The sequence below is a fragment of the Paenibacillus thailandensis genome, from assembly GCF_042685365.1.
Taxonomy (GTDB): Bacteria; Bacillota; Bacilli; order Paenibacillales; family Paenibacillaceae; genus Paenibacillus_AP; species Paenibacillus_AP thailandensis.
Window position 1 is genome coordinate 1 of the sequence record NZ_JBHUMY010000018.1, and the last position, 14,118, is coordinate 14,118.

The 14,118-nt window shown below is 56.9% G+C and carries 13 protein-coding genes; 9 read left to right on the forward strand and 4 right to left on the reverse strand.

The window, feature by feature from the left end:
* From ACFSW5_RS16365 to ACFSW5_RS16375, 3 genes are all read left to right on the forward strand, one after another.
* On the forward strand, nucleotides 1-396 hold a 396-nt coding region (locus ACFSW5_RS16365; RefSeq protein ID WP_379275243.1), incomplete at its 5' end, for a winged helix-turn-helix domain-containing protein.
* Entirely contained in the window at nucleotides 393-1,796 is a 1,404-nt protein-coding gene (locus ACFSW5_RS16370; RefSeq protein WP_379275246.1) for a sensor histidine kinase, read from the forward strand. The genes ACFSW5_RS16365 and ACFSW5_RS16370, both read left to right, overlap by 4 nt.
* A 434-nt stretch (nucleotides 1,797-2,230) precedes the next feature.
* Complete coding sequence (locus tag ACFSW5_RS16375) at nucleotides 2,231-3,055, forward strand: alpha/beta hydrolase (protein ID WP_379275251.1); 825 nt, start codon at nucleotides 2,231-2,233, stop codon at nucleotides 3,053-3,055.
* Between the two features lie 413 nt (nucleotides 3,056-3,468).
* Here ACFSW5_RS16375 and ACFSW5_RS16380 read toward each other — a convergent pair whose 3' ends face one another.
* The 3 genes from ACFSW5_RS16380 to ACFSW5_RS16390 are packed head-to-tail and all read right to left on the reverse strand — an operon-like array spanning nucleotide 3,469 to nucleotide 7,500.
* A complete protein-coding gene (locus ACFSW5_RS16380; protein ID WP_379275254.1) occupies nucleotides 3,469-4,629 on the reverse strand; it encodes a Ger(x)C family spore germination protein in 1,161 nt (386 codons plus the stop codon).
* Nucleotides 4,626-6,221 carry a spore germination protein gene (locus ACFSW5_RS16385; RefSeq protein WP_379275352.1) on the reverse strand — a complete coding sequence of 532 codons (1,596 nt, stop codon included), beginning with the start codon at nucleotides 6,219-6,221 and terminating at the stop codon, nucleotides 4,626-4,628. The genes ACFSW5_RS16380 and ACFSW5_RS16385 overlap by 4 nt, the downstream gene beginning before the upstream one ends.
* Nucleotides 6,112-7,500, reverse strand: coding sequence for a GerAB/ArcD/ProY family transporter (locus tag ACFSW5_RS16390; protein ID WP_379275256.1), 1,389 nt, complete (start codon nucleotides 7,498-7,500; stop codon nucleotides 6,112-6,114). Before ACFSW5_RS16390 ends, ACFSW5_RS16385 begins: the two co-directional genes overlap by 110 nt.
* A gap of 167 nt (nucleotides 7,501-7,667) precedes the next feature.
* Here ACFSW5_RS16390 and ACFSW5_RS16395 point away from each other — a divergent pair, with 167 nt between their 5' ends.
* The 6 genes from ACFSW5_RS16395 to ACFSW5_RS16420 all read left to right on the forward strand — a co-directional run bounded on the left by ACFSW5_RS16395 (nucleotide 7,668) and on the right by ACFSW5_RS16420 (nucleotide 13,445).
* The gene (locus ACFSW5_RS16395) at nucleotides 7,668-8,738 is read left to right on the forward strand and encodes a DUF3048 domain-containing protein (protein WP_379275259.1); all 1,071 of its coding nucleotides are present in this window, start codon (nucleotides 7,668-7,670) and stop codon (nucleotides 8,736-8,738) included.
* Nucleotides 8,739-9,007: 269 nt separating this feature from the next.
* Complete coding sequence (locus ACFSW5_RS16400; protein WP_379275261.1) at nucleotides 9,008-9,619, forward strand: DUF47 domain-containing protein; 612 nt, start codon at nucleotides 9,008-9,010, stop codon at nucleotides 9,617-9,619.
* Between the two features lie 20 nt (nucleotides 9,620-9,639).
* Entirely contained in the window at nucleotides 9,640-10,635 is a 996-nt protein-coding gene (locus ACFSW5_RS16405) for an inorganic phosphate transporter (RefSeq protein WP_379275263.1), read from the forward strand.
* 227 nt (nucleotides 10,636-10,862) lie between these two features.
* The gene (locus tag ACFSW5_RS16410) at nucleotides 10,863-11,495 is read left to right on the forward strand and encodes a TetR/AcrR family transcriptional regulator (protein ID WP_379275265.1); all 633 of its coding nucleotides are present in this window, start codon (nucleotides 10,863-10,865) and stop codon (nucleotides 11,493-11,495) included.
* Nucleotides 11,492-11,956, forward strand: a complete 465-nt coding sequence (locus tag ACFSW5_RS16415) for a PH domain-containing protein (protein WP_379275268.1) — start codon at nucleotides 11,492-11,494, stop codon at nucleotides 11,954-11,956. The genes ACFSW5_RS16410 and ACFSW5_RS16415 overlap by 4 nt, the downstream gene beginning before the upstream one ends.
* Nucleotides 11,943-13,445: a PH domain-containing protein gene (locus tag ACFSW5_RS16420; RefSeq protein WP_379275270.1), complete on the forward strand. Its 1,503-nt coding sequence runs from the start codon at nucleotides 11,943-11,945 to the stop codon at nucleotides 13,443-13,445. Before ACFSW5_RS16415 ends, ACFSW5_RS16420 begins: the two co-directional genes overlap by 14 nt.
* Before the next feature lie 69 nt (nucleotides 13,446-13,514).
* On the opposite strand, the gene ACFSW5_RS16425 is transcribed toward ACFSW5_RS16420, so the two are convergent.
* Nucleotides 13,515-14,051, reverse strand: a complete 537-nt coding sequence (locus tag ACFSW5_RS16425) for a hypothetical protein (protein WP_379275272.1) — start codon at nucleotides 14,049-14,051, stop codon at nucleotides 13,515-13,517.
* Nucleotides 14,052-14,118 lie beyond the last annotated feature (67 nt).

Genomic DNA, 14,118 nt, shown 5'->3' on the forward strand with positions numbered 1-14,118 from the left:
CCGCCGCTGCGCGGGCAAAGCGAAGGCGGGACCGCGCCGGAACCGGGGCCGCTATCGTTCCGGCTGCCGGCCGGCGCGGAAGGGATGGGCGTCCTTCGGCGCGGACGCTTTACCTTGTCCATACCGGAGCGCAAAATGTGGAAAGACGGCCGGGAAATCGTCTTGACGCCCACGGAATGGACGCTTGTCCGCCTGCTCATGGAAAGGGAAGGATACAGCGTCAGCCGGGACGACATTTTAAGCGAAGTATGGGGGCGGTTTTATGTCGGCGATTTGAAGGTCGTTGACGTCAACATCCGGCGAATCCGGCAGAAGCTGGAGGACGATCCTTCCAATCCCCAAATCATCGAAACGGTATGGGGCTTCGGCTACCGGTGGAAGCGGAGCGTGCCATGAGAACGTTTGGCCTTAACAGCATCAAAACGAGAATGGTTTGGAGCTATCTGCTGCTGATCGTTCTTGTCGTTTGCGCGCTGGGCATTTTGTTCGGCATCTTGATCTGGAATTATTATTACGGCAGCGCGCAAAGCTCGGTGAAGCAGCGGGCGCTTACCGCCCTCGACATTCACGAACGGTCGCTTGCGTCGCTGACGCCGCAGGACCAGGGGCAATATATGCTCCAATACATGATCGACGGCGGCACGCGGCTGCAGCTGCTCGATACGGAGGGCAACGTCCGGATCGATTCCGACGGTTTCGCGGACGAGCTTCATTACGCCACGCCCGATGTCAAAACGGCGATCAATGGCGGCACGGGCAGCTGGATCGGCGTGGACCCTTATTACGGCGAGCGGATCGTTTCGGTTACGGTGCCGGTCTGGAACGGCATTCGCATCGTCTCGCTGCTGCGGTATTCCGCCGGTTTAAGCCAGGTGGACGATATGGTCATGCAGCTCATCCGGATGACCTGTATCGTCGGGCTTGCGGTCGTGCTGTTGTTTCTCGGCCTTAGCCTCTTAATGGCGCAACGGATCGTCAAGCCGATTCAGGAGCTGACGCGGGCGGCGCGCCGCATGGCCGACGGCGACTGGACGCGCCGGGCTCAGAAGCGCGGCCGCGACGAGATCGGCCAGCTCGCCGAAACGTTCAACACGATGGCGAACGAGCTCGAGCAGCGGGAGAAAATGAAGGACGATTTTATTTCGTCGATTTCGCATGAGCTGAGGACGCCTCTCACTTCGATTAAAGGCTGGAGCGAAACGTTGAAGGAAGGCGAGCCGGGCGATATCGAGGAGCTGAAGCTCGGGCTGTCGATCATAAGCCGGGAGACGGAACGGCTGTCGGGGCTCGTGGAAGATCTGCTTGATTTCTCCAAGCTGTCGGCCCGCAGCATGGAGCTCCACACCGAGACGCTGGATCTGAACAGCCCCGTCCGCGAAACGGTCCGCCAGCTTGCGGTTCGAGAGCAGCAGGCGGGAGTGCGGCTCGTCGCATCGCTCGGCAAAAGCCCGATCATCGTCTGCGCGGATGCCAACCGCATCAAGCAGGTCGTCATCAATCTGATCGATAACGCCTTCAAATATACGCCAAGCGGCGGCTCGATCCGCATTTCGACCGCGGTGGCGGAGCAGACCGCCGTTCTGACCGTGGCGGATACGGGGAGCGGCATCGCTCAAGAAGACTTGCCGCATGTAACGGAGAAGTTCTATAAAGCGAGCAAAGGACACGGAGGCAGCGGCCTCGGCCTCGCGATCTGCAAGGAAATCATTGAGCTGCACGGCGGCTCGCTGTCGATCGACAGCGAGCTGGGGGCAGGAACGATCGTTGCCGTCAAGCTCCCTCTGTTGGCGGAATAGCAGCGAAACCTTCCCGGCAACCGTAAGCGAAGGGGCTTGAATTCGAACGTCGTTCCGGGACAAGCCCCTTGCGCGCTTACGGCGTTACTCTTTATAAAACAATGTTTTCCGGTTCAGCGCCACAAGAATCAGCGCAACGATAATGCCGGCCAGCAGCATGACGGACAGCCAATTGTCCGTAAGCCATCGAATCCATGTCGGCACCTTTATTCACTCCTTTGCATTTTGTGTTCGGCTTTGTCAGAGCATCCTGCTATGTAGCATGCCCAGCTTGCGGGAATACTTGACACCCTCGGGAGCGGGTGCTATTATTTTTGTAATTAAACAAAGTAAACAGGTAGGAATTATAAAGTATATCAAAAGCGGCAATCGGCAAAATCAAGAATTCATCATAGAACCTTTAAACGGCATGATAACGATAGGGAGGTACGGCCATGGAGAAACAGTTGATAATAAGGCATGCGGAGCTGGAGCTGACGGCTACGCTTCATTATCCGGCGGACGGCGCAAGGAAGGACAAACAGGCGAAGAAGCAGGCGATCGTCATTTGCCACGGTTTCGTCGGCAACCGGATCGGCGTGGACCGGCTGTTCGTCAAGACGGCACGGGCGCTTGCCGAGCAAGGCTCCTATGTGCTGCGATTCGACTACGGAGGCTGCGGGGAAAGCAACGGCGATTACGGCTCGCTTGGCTTCGACAGCATGATCGATCAGACACGCACGGCGATCGATTATATCGCGGATATGGACGACGTGGACCCGCGCCGCATCGTCCTGCTCGGCCACAGTCTAGGCGGCGCGGTCGCCATCGCCGCATCCGTCCGGGACAAGCGGGTAAAGCGGCTTGTGTTATGGTCGCCGGTCGGCTATCCGTTCAACGACATCGTCCGCATCGTAGGCCGCAGCGGATACGACGAAGCGGTCAACACCGGCAGAACCGATTATGCCGGATATACGCTGACGCCCGTCTTTTTCGATTCGCTGATGCAGCATCAGCCGTTTCAATCGGCGCCGCGTTTCGGCGGGGATGTGCTGCTCGTGCACGGAACGAGCGACGAGCTTATCCCGGCCGATTACAGCTTCCTGTACCAGAAAGTGTTCTGGACGCGCAGCGAAGGGTTGTGCGATAAAGAGATTATTTTTCAAGCTAACCACACGTATTCTACCCGCCAGCATCAGCAGGAGGCGATCCGCGTAACGTCCGATTGGCTGACCGGGCTGGAGCGGAAGCAGGAGGAATGGCAGCACTGGAGCATATAGGCCGAGAGGGGACGCGAGGGGATAGAGGTAAGGACATCTCCCTGTCCGCAGCTCCCCATGAGGTGCAAAAGTGCACCCCATGCGCGCGGGAATGGCGCCGAAGCGCATCACGAGGTGCAAAAGTGCACCCCATGCGCGCGGGAGCGGCGCCGAAGCGCCGCGTGAGGTGCAAAAATGCACCCCATGCGCGCGGGAACGGCGCCGAAGCGCCGCGTGAGGTGCAAAAGCGCACCCCATGTGCGCCGGAACGGCGCCGAAGCGCCGCGTGAGGTGCAAAAGCGCACCCCATGTGCGCCGGAACAGCGCCGAAGCGCCCCATAAGGTGCAAGAATGCACCGTATGCCCGCCGGAACGGCGCCGAAGCGCCGCACGAGGTGCGAAAGTGCACCCCTTGCGCGCGGGAGGCGCCGCCGTCAGCCTCTCGTAATCCGTTTATATCTGCCGTTGTAGATCACCTTGACCTTCACATCCAATTGCTCGATCGATCGTTCGTCGATAGGGAGAACTTTGCCGTTACGGGTCAGCCGCTTCCAGGCGGCAGGGTTCGTGCGGTAAAGCCGCTCCTCCAGCCGGTATACGTCAATGCGCTGCTTCAACGCGTCCCTATAGGTCGACATAATGTATCCTTTCACTTTTTCCTCCGCCAGCTTGGCCGTCGCTTCGTATTCCATCGGACTCAAATATTCGAACATCGCGCCGGTATAATCAGCTTTAATCCGATAACGAACCTCGTCTCCCCGGACGACCGGCGTAATTTTGATTTTCGGCCACCCGATGCTGATCGTGGCGGCAATCTCTCCGTCTTTGTCCAGCAGCAGCGGGACCCGCCGTGTACGGCGCTGCATCAGGGTAAAGCCAAAAAGCCTGCTTCGGGGCATATAGCCGTAAGCTCCCTCTTTCCGTTTGTAAAAAGCGCCCTCAATATAATATAAATCGTGGGGCTTGTTATTTCGGGTCCAAAATTCGTCGTTAAAGGCAATGCTGGGCAAATAGGCGGCGGCCGCTTGCTCGTATTGATTCGAGATTAACGCCATGGATTGAATGGGCGGGAATAGAGACTCTTCGTGATAGCTGGGCACCGGATTATGCAATATCGAGTCCAGCGGCGACAAGTTGAAAAGCGAGGATAACGTAAACAGCTTGTCGATCGGCGTTCTTGTTGCATAAATCCATGCCGTATACCGCGATTCGGGAAAACGGACAAACATGTCGATGACTTCGGTCAATACGGCATTGTCCAGGACCGATTCGCTTAATACGATCGCCGTCACATGTCCCCAAGCGAATTCCATTTGGGAAGCGCGGAACAGGTCGTTAATGGCCTGATGCAGCGTTTTCCCTTGGCCGTGTCCGACCCAGACGCCCGGTTCTTCGTTCGCCTGGCCGGATGCGTCCGTTTTGGCTACGCTGGCGAAATCAAGCGATTGAATATAGATGTGGTACAGTCCGTCCTTGTAATCCAAGCCGATCGCTTTGGCGTAGTTCACGCTTTGAATTTCGTTGGCGCTCCAGCAGCCGCCAAGCGTGAGGCACAGCGAGGCGCATAGGGCGGACAAGAGCAGTCTGCGCCTCATGTGTTTTGTCCCTCCCGCTTCGGATGCCGCGTTCCGAGAATGGTCGGCCGCTTGCCGTTCATGCCTCGGGGCAGCTTGAACAGCGCGGCGAGCGCCTGACGAAAATTAAGCGGGCTGACCGGCGCCAGATAAGGCACCCCGAACGACTCCAGCCCGGTTAAATAAACGACGAACAGGATGAGCGACAAAATAAAGCCGTATATGCCCATTGTCGCGCTGAAAATAAACGAAACGAAACGAATCAATATGATGGAGCTCGTCATCACCTGATTGACGACGGTCGCCCCCGCGACAATCGTAAGAGCCGCAACAACGATCATAAGCGGCGATACGATCCCGGCGCGAATGGCGGATTCGCCGATAATCAGGCCGCCGACGACGGTTAAGGTTTGGCCGATGGCGCTTGGCAGCCGGACGCCGGCTTCCCGGAACAGCTCCATCAAGCTCATGATCAGAAACATCTCGACCGCCGATTCCATCGGAAGTCCGGCGCGACCGACCGAAATGGTCGCGACGAGCGGATAGGGGAGCTGATCCATATGGAAGGACGTAAGAGCAAGATAAAAGCCGGGCAAGAAGATGCTGATCGCCAAGCCGAATAGCCGCAGTATACGGCCGACGTTGACGGCGAGATACGGAAAATTGGCGTCCTCGGGCGATTTGAGCAGCAGAAACAAGTTGACGGGACCGATAATGACGCTTGGATTGCCGTCCACAATAATGACGAACCGGCCTCTGAGCAGACATTCCGCCGCGAAATCCGGTCTCCCGGTGTAATGGGTAATCGGGAACAGGGTAAAATGCGATGGCGTAATCAGCTCTTCCAGCTGGTTGGCCGTCGTAATGCGCTCCGTTTTTAAAGTTTGAAGCTTATCCCTGACCAGATCAATCGTATCCGGATTCGCAATATCCTGCATATAAAGCAGCGCCACCTTGGTGGAAGATCGCGTGCCTATCACTTCGAATTCGCAGGCCAGGTCGGCCGTCCGGATACGGGAGCGGATCAGCGCGATGTTGGTGGCCAGCGGTTCGATGAAGCCGTCCCTTGCGCCCCGGATCGATACTTCCGTCGTCGATTCCTCCGGGCTGCGCGTCGGCAGTTTGGCAATGTCGATGCTCCACAGCTTTTTGAGCTTGGGGACGCAGAACAGCAGATGGCCCTCGAACAGCCGGAGCGAAATAAGGTCGGCGCCAAAGTCCGAGTCGCTCAAATCCATGTACGACCAGAGCAGCGTGGATTCCTTTTCGATCGCTTCCTTGTTTAAATATTGCGTAACGTCATGAATTCTCCGCAGTTCCGGCAAGATGACATCGTTGATCATCTTCGTCTCGCACATCCCGCTGCAATACGCAATGACGGCCTGGGTCGGCGGGTTGCCAAACAGATGGCTGTCAACGATGACGTCCTCGCAATGTCGGAAGTACATTCGGAGCGAATGAAAGCTGGGGACGAAAGGCTTGTCCGCTTCCTCCCGGTCCCCGCTACGTTGTTGTTCCTTGGCCTCCTTGTCTTCCGGCGTTTGTTTGTCCGCTGCGGGCGTTTCCTCCGCTTTGCTTCGCGCTTGCTCCCGGCTTGTTCCCTCCTGCGGGATTGCCTTGCTTGCTTGCGGCGTTATCTCCTCCGCCGTCGCCGTCTGCCGGGCGGGCGGCGCCGCCTCCCGGTCCGGACTCGCCGCCGCTTGAATCGGTTCGGGCTGGCGTATGTCCCGCCGGTTCCGCCGCTTCTTCTCCTGCTGCGGCGTTTTGTTGTCCGCCGTCGTTCGATGGTTGTCCTTCACGCGTGGTTACCTCCTTGTCCTTCCTCCGAATAATCGTCAATAAGGCAAGCAGCGCTGTGACGCTGTAGACGTAAACGAGCATAACCGGGAATTGGATCCGGTTTACGTATTGGTATACAAGATCGCCTCGCCACCCATACATCGCGATTCCGCTCATGGCTAAGGTCACGAGGCAGATGGCGATGTAACGTTTGCGGGGCTTTCGGATTTCGAGCAGATCAACGATCAAATAGATGCTGATCGCCACGCGGGCGAATGCGCCGCACAGCCACTGGTAGATGGACAGGAAATCGACATGCTGCAGCAGCTTCCCGAGATTGACAAGCTTCCATTGCTCGAAGGGCGGGCTCAGCTGCTTGACGGCTTCATGCGGGCCGAATTCCGTGACGGCGGACATGGTTGGTCCAAGCGTAATGCTGACCATAAAGACGGCGAGCAGCAGCATATGCCACAGCTTGAATTTGCGCTTCACTTCATGTTGATAAAACATAAGAATCCAAATCTCCAGCATTCCCGCAAGCGCGTAGATCATGCCTCCCCATACCGGTCCGGCGCCGTTCTCGAGCATGGGCAGCAGCCGGCTGTAATCTTTGTATTTCGTATTGGCCGCCATGACGAAATAACCGAGCAGGATGACGAACGGAAGCAGAATCCCGGACGTGGTGGCGATGGCGCGTATCCCCATGCAGGCCGCGATGGCGGAGATGGACACCCCGACCAGCACGATAAGAGACATCGGAGTGAACTGCAAATAAGACGTGACGGCCCAGAAGGACGTTTCGTAAGTCGTATGCGTCCCCAGCGCAAAGAGAAGGAGCGCAGCGGAGAGTCGCAGCAGCCAAGCGGGCAAGGCGCCGAACTGCAAGGCGATCCAATCCGTCAGCCGCTGTCCGCGAATGCGCTTTATGATGACGTGCATCAGAACAACGAAGATCAGGAACAAGGGCGCTGCGGCAATAACGGAAAGCCAGCCGTCCCTGCCTGCGGCGTCGAGTATCGCGGGAATGGAGAGTACATGGCTGACAAGCCCGGCGCTCAGCAATATAATCGAAAAGGACAGCCAAATCGTAACGTGGCCCTTGCTGGATTGCATCGCCACAATCTCCTTCCAGCGATAATGCCGTTATTTTGTGCAGAATGTGGAAGTTTATGCAAACCGGTCTTGATGCTATTCGCCATTCCTCCGAGACAAGCCAAGCGAAGCTGTGATTAAATGGGAATATGGAATTCTATCAAACGTGTTGAAAGGCGGTAATAGAATTGAACATATTCCGACGTCTTACGATGATAGGGTCGCTAGCGTTGCTGCTGATCCCGCTTGCGGGTTGCGGCTCCGGCGGGGGCGCTGCCGGTCCCGGGCAGACGGAAGAGCCGGAGCTGCATTCGTCCGCTCCGAGCGAGCAGCCGGCCGAACCGACGGCGGCCCCTTATTCGGCGCCGCTGACGGGGCTCGGCATGGACGAGCCGGCGGAGGCAAGGCCTGTGGCCGTGATGATCAACAATCTGAAGCCGGCCCGGCCGCAATCCGGCCTGACTGAAGCGGACGTCGTATGGGAAGTGCTCGCCGAGGGCGGCATTACGCGGCTTGTGGCGATTTTTCAAAGCACGGGGCACAATACGGAGCCGATCGGTCCGATTCGAAGCATTCGTCCGTATTTGATCGAGCTCGGCGAGAGCTACGGGGCGGTATTGGCCCACGCCGGCGGAAGCAACGACGCTTATGCGATTCTGCAAGGGCAGGACAAGCCGTACCTGGACGAAATTACGAACGCGGGGGGCAGCTTCTGGCGGAGCAAGGAACGGAAGGCGCCGCATAATTTGTACTCGGATCTGGAGAAGCTTCGCGCCGCGGCCGACAAGAAGGGCTACGATTCGGAAACGGCCGTGCCGTCCTATACGTTTGAGGACGAGGGAGCAACGGCCGGAGGAGCGGCGGCGGACAACGTGTCCGTTACGTTCTCCCTCCAAAATTATGTCGTGAAATACGCATACGACGCCGAGGGCGGCGTTTACAAACGGTTTATCGGCGACGAGCCGCATGTCGACATGAACAACGACGAGCAGCTGACCGCTTCGAACCTGGTTGTGCTGAGCGCAAGCCATCGGACGCTGGACAATGAAGGAAGGCTGGCGATCGATCTGGAGCAAGGCGGTCCGGCGGTGCTTATGCAGCGGGGCAAGGCGGTGGAATGCGAATGGATTCGCGACGGCGGCGGCATGATTCGAATCGTAAAGGACGGAGAGGAGCTGCCGATGGTGCCCGGCCGCAGCTTCTTTCATATCGTGCCGGACAATAAGCCGCTTGCGGAGCATGTGACGTACGGAAGTTAATATTTGCGAGTGTCCAGATAAGTCCGTTTAAGTCAAACGGGCTTATCTTTCTTTATCTTATCTTTTAAAATAACGGTTATTGGGCAAAATGTACCTATTCGGATTACGCCGAACGGGATCGGTTGAAAATATTTTAATATATTTTCATCAACGTTAATAATCCCTTAACAAAACTGAATTAAACTGTGATAAGATATTCTAGGCTTTAGAAGCCAAGCATGTCTAAAACGTTCCAAACACCAGCCGCACAAGGTAAAAAGGAGAAGACGATGGCTAAGAAAAAGGACATTTTTTTTAAGACATTGGAAGAGATGGCGGACACCATTGTAGAAGCTACCGAATATTTCGCGAAAGGGTTGTCCGATCTGTCCGACGTATCCGCCTTCGCCAAGCGCATGAAGGAATACGAAAGCGAATGCGACAAGTTCACGCATACGATTCTTACGGAGCTTAACAAAACGTTCATTACGCCGATCGAGCGTGAAGATATTATGGCGCTTGCCACATCGCTGGACGACGTGCTTGACGAGATCGAAGCTTGCTCTTCCCGCTTCGAGATGTATAACCTTCAGGAGAAGGACGAATACATAGGCTTGTTCGTGGATATCCTCGTTCGCTGCGCGCAGCAGATCAAACGCGCGATCTATCTGCTCACCGAGAAGAAGCTGCTGGCGATCCGCGAGCCGAACATCGCGATCAACGAGCTGGAGAACCAGGCCGACGATCTGCTCCGCGTAGGGATCAAGAGCCTGTTCACGAACGTCAAGGATCCGATCGAACTGATGAAGCGCAAAGAAATTTACGAAATGCTGGAGCAAACGACCGACTACTGCGAAGACGTGGCCGATACGCTGGAATCGATCATTATGCGTAACAGCTAAGAAACAGAGGTCATTCACATATGGATTCCATTGTACTTTGGATCGTCGTTTTTCTTGCGCTCAGCTTTGATTTTATTAACGGCTTTCACGATACGGCGAACGCGATCGCCACATCCGTATCGACAAGGGCGTTAAAGCCAAGGGCGGCCATTCTGCTGGCCGCTACCATGAACTTTGTCGGCGCGTTAACGTTTACCGGCGTCGCGAAGACGATCGGCAGCGGGATCGCGGACCCGGGCAAGCTGGAGCACGGCGTACAGGTCGTCATCGCCGCGCTCATCGGGGCTATCGCCTGGAACCTCATTACGTGGTGGTTCGGCATTCCGTCCTCGTCGTCCCACGCGCTGATCGGCTCCCTCGCCGGCGCCGTCATTGCGGCCGAAGGCTTTGACCAAATCAATGCCGGCGGCTTCGTTGAAATTATTGAAGCGCTCATTCTTTCGCCGCTTATCGCGTTTAGCGTCGGTTTCATTCTGATGTGGCTGCTGAAGCGGATCTTCGCGAAGTTCAGCCCGCACAAAATCAACAAAGGCTTCCGCATGGGCCAAATCATAACGGCGGCCTTCCAATCGTTCGCCCACGGCACGAACGACGCGCAGAAGGCGATGGGCATCATTACGTTTGCGCTGGTCGCCGCCGAAGTGCAGGATCATTTCGAGGTGGCGCTGTGGGTTAAAATCGCCGCGGCTACCGCGATGGCGCTCGGCACGTCGGTCGGCGGCTGGAAAATCATCAAGACGATGGGGACGAAAATTTTCAAAATCGAGCCGATCAACGGTTTTGCCGCGGATATCGGTTCGGCCGCCGTCATTCTGACCGCGACGATGATTCATTTGCCGGTCAGCACGACGCACGTCGTCACGTCCTCGATTCTTGGCGTCGGCAGCGCGAAGCGCTTCTCCAGCGTCAAGTGGTCGCTCGCCGGACGCATCGTCATCGCCTGGTTCATTACGATTCCGATTACGATCATTATGGCTGCGATCGTCTATTGGATTATGGACGCCTTGTTTCTATAAGCCCTTGTAAGTAATAGGCGCATCTGATAAGCAGAGGCCGAAGCGAACGGCTGCCCGAGAGGCAACCGTTCGCTTCGGCCTCTTTGCGTTGTTGCCGTTTTTTTGTTGCAACGAAGCTGACCGATTGACAAATTAGTACGACTGTACTAAAGTTGTAACTACAGAAACAAACCGCATCATCTACGAATCAAATGAACGAAAAACTGTCGATCAAGGAGCTTTGACGGATGCAGCAGACGAAGCGAAGAGAACAGATCGTGAAGGTGGCGATCGAGACCATTGCGGAAATCGGCTATGCGCAGGCTTCGGTGGGGCAAATCGCGAAGCGTGCCGGGATCAGCAAAGGCGTATTCACGTACCATTTTGCAAGCAAAGACGACATGATGGTGCAGATCGTCCACGAGGTGTACGACGCGGCAGCCCGGTTCATGCAGCCGCGAATCGAGAGCGAGACGACGCCCGGAGGCATGCTGAAGGCCTATATCGAGTCCAATCTGGCTTTCATGGAAGCGCACCGCGACTACATCGCGGCCGTCATCGAGATTGTGACGAACGCCCGCACGCCGGACGGAAAGCTGCGTTTCGCCGACTCTTCCGACGATTCCATCCTGGAACCTCTTATCGAAATTTTGAAATGGGGGGAGGAGACGGGAGAGTTCAGAACGTTCAGCGGGCAGTCCGCCCGTGTGGCCGCAGCCGCCATTCGCAGCGCGATCGACGGCGTCGGAGGACGGCTTGCGGCGAACGCGGAGCTCGACCTCTCCGGCTGCTCGGAAGAGCTGGTCACGCTGTTTCTTTCGGCTGTCCGCAAGCCGGCGGCCGGTGGCGAACCGGCCGGAAAAGGAGGAAAGGACGCATGAATCGTATCGATCCCCGAGCGGTGCAAGCCCGCAGAACGGAGGGGTGGATTTCAAGTTTAACGGGCGCCGCCGTCGTTGCCGCGCTCGGCTGGCTGACCGTGCGGTACGGCTGGCCGGTCTGGATAGCGGGATTGGCCTTTGCGATTGCAGTCGTTAACGCCGTTCTTGAACTGGCCGTGCTTCCGGGCGCGTTGTACCGTTCTTGGCGGTATGCGGTCACGGAAAAGGAAATCGACCTGCATCACGGATATTGGGTGCGGAAACGAACGTTGATTCCGATGTCGCGCATTCAGCATGTCAACTCGAAGCAAGGACCGATTCAGAAGGGGTACGGACTGGCGACCGTGACGCTGGCGACGGCGGCCGGCAGCCACCATATTCCCGCCTTGTCCGAGGCGGAAGCCGAGCGCGTGCGCAGACTAATCAGCGATTGGGCGGGGTGTGCGGATGGCGAGATTTGAACATGCGGCAGCCTCGGCGGAGAAGCGGCTGCATCCGGTGTCGATGCTTTATTTTCTTGTCCGTTCCGGCAAGGAGACCGCAGGATTGCTGCCGCTCATTCCCGTCTGCATCCTGCTGGCCGACCGTATATTCGGCAAGGAGGTCGACCGTTTCCTGCTGACCGCTCTCGTCATTGCGGGAGCCGCTATTTTGCTGATCGCCTTCGCTTGGCTGCGTTGGCGCCGGTTTCAGTATCGCATCGAACCAAACGTTCTTTATATCGAACATGGATTGTGGGTTCGCCAAAAAGCATGGATTTCCAAGGACCGCATACTATCTCTGGATACATCGGTGAGCGTGTACGACCGGTTATTCGGATTGGTCCGCTTGGAAGTGGAGACGGCGGGAGGGGACGACAAGCCCGAGGCCGTGCTCAGTTCCATTACGGCGGCGGAGGCCGCCCGCATCCAGGAAGAGCTCGGCTGGTCCCGGAGAGCCGCTGCAGCCGCGCCGTCCGCAGGCGAAACCTCCCGCTTGGATGAGCCGGACAGCGGCGTCCCTTCCCGTTTGCAGCTGCCGCTCGGACGCACGCTTCTTCTGAGCGCGACGAGCGGCAAGTTCGGGGTTGTCTGGCTGGTCATCGCCGGAGGCGGCTTGAAGCTTTGGGATCAATGGCTGAGGGAATCCGCGATATGGGCTTATTTGTACGACCGTCTGACGGCGGTTAACTTTGCGGGGATCGTTGTTGCATATGCGATTGTCACTTGGCTGCTCGCTTTTGCGGTTACGTTTTTATTCGTATACGGGTTCCGGCTCGAGTTGGAAGAGGGCAGGCTGACGATCGAGCGAGGGCTCGCGGAGAAGAAACGAAAGGTAATCGCGACTCGGCGCATTCAGGCGGTGCGCGTAACCGAAAACGCGCTGCAGCGGCTGTTCGGCATGGCCTCCGTGCGGATTGTCGTTGCAGGCAGCTCCGACGAGGACAAAAAAACGGTCGATCTATACCCGCTCGTTCGCGTTTCGGAGCTCCCGGCTTTATTTGAAACGTTTTTGCCGGACTACCGTTTGCCGAAGACGTGGAATCCCGTAAGCCGGAAGGCTTACGGCCATTACGTCACGGTCCCCGCCTTGCTCGGCTTGCTTGCGGCGGGAGCCGCTATTGTCTGGCTGCCGACCGGTTGGCGCTGGTGCGCGATTTTACTTCCCGTCATCGTCTGGCGGACAGGGGCAATGGAGTTCCGGCAGGCCGCATGGTCGCTGGAGGAAGGGCAGCTGGGCATCCGGTCCGGAAGCTTCTCCAAGCAAATCGCGCTTATTCCCCGATTCCGCGTCCAATGGCACCGGACCTCGCAATCGCCGCTTGAGGAAGGCAAGCGGCTTGCAACGCTTAAAGTCGCCGTGGCATCGGGCAAATCCGGAGCCCGGTTCTCGCTTCGGCACGCTCCCGCCTCCGACATCCGCAAGCTGTCGAGCTGGTTGTCCGGATCGGAGAAGCGGACGGAGCTTTGACATTGCTTTTCATCCGTAAACGGTAAAGTCCCGAAAAGCTCCTTGCGAGCCTTCCGGGACTTTGTTTCTTTAAAACCATTTCGATATCCATCCGCTGAGGATGGCGTACCATTTTTCGGCTTGCACGATAAGACGATCCAGCTTCTTCCCTTGCTTAATCAGATGGATGAGCCAATCCCAATCCGTTAAAAACTGCAAAATGGTCACGACCAGCAAAATCATCGCGATCGCAAACAATACGATAAACAACGATTGTAAACGAAAGTATACGATCAATTGCTTGGCGAAACGGTTCAATTCGTTCAAGTCTTGCGGCTGCAGGCTCATTTTATGGGCTTGTCCCGCCAGGACGAACATGATGACCGCCAATGCGATCTCCGTCATTCCTGCGAATGTCCCCCAGCCGAAATTGATCAAGCCGACGAACAGTTGAAATCCGCCGAAGAGCAGACTGACAACGGCAGTCGTACGAATCCAAAACGCGAGGTTGCGCCAATTGCTATTCACCGCTTCAAAAGGGATAACGGATTGCGGCGACCGCGGACGAACCGCGCCTGCTCCGGGGATTAACGGCTTGGCGTCCGGATTCGCGGGAATGTCGTTCATACTCATCTCTCCTATGTATAGAATCTTTCTTCCTATTTCCGGTTATGGATATTATACGGGGAATTTG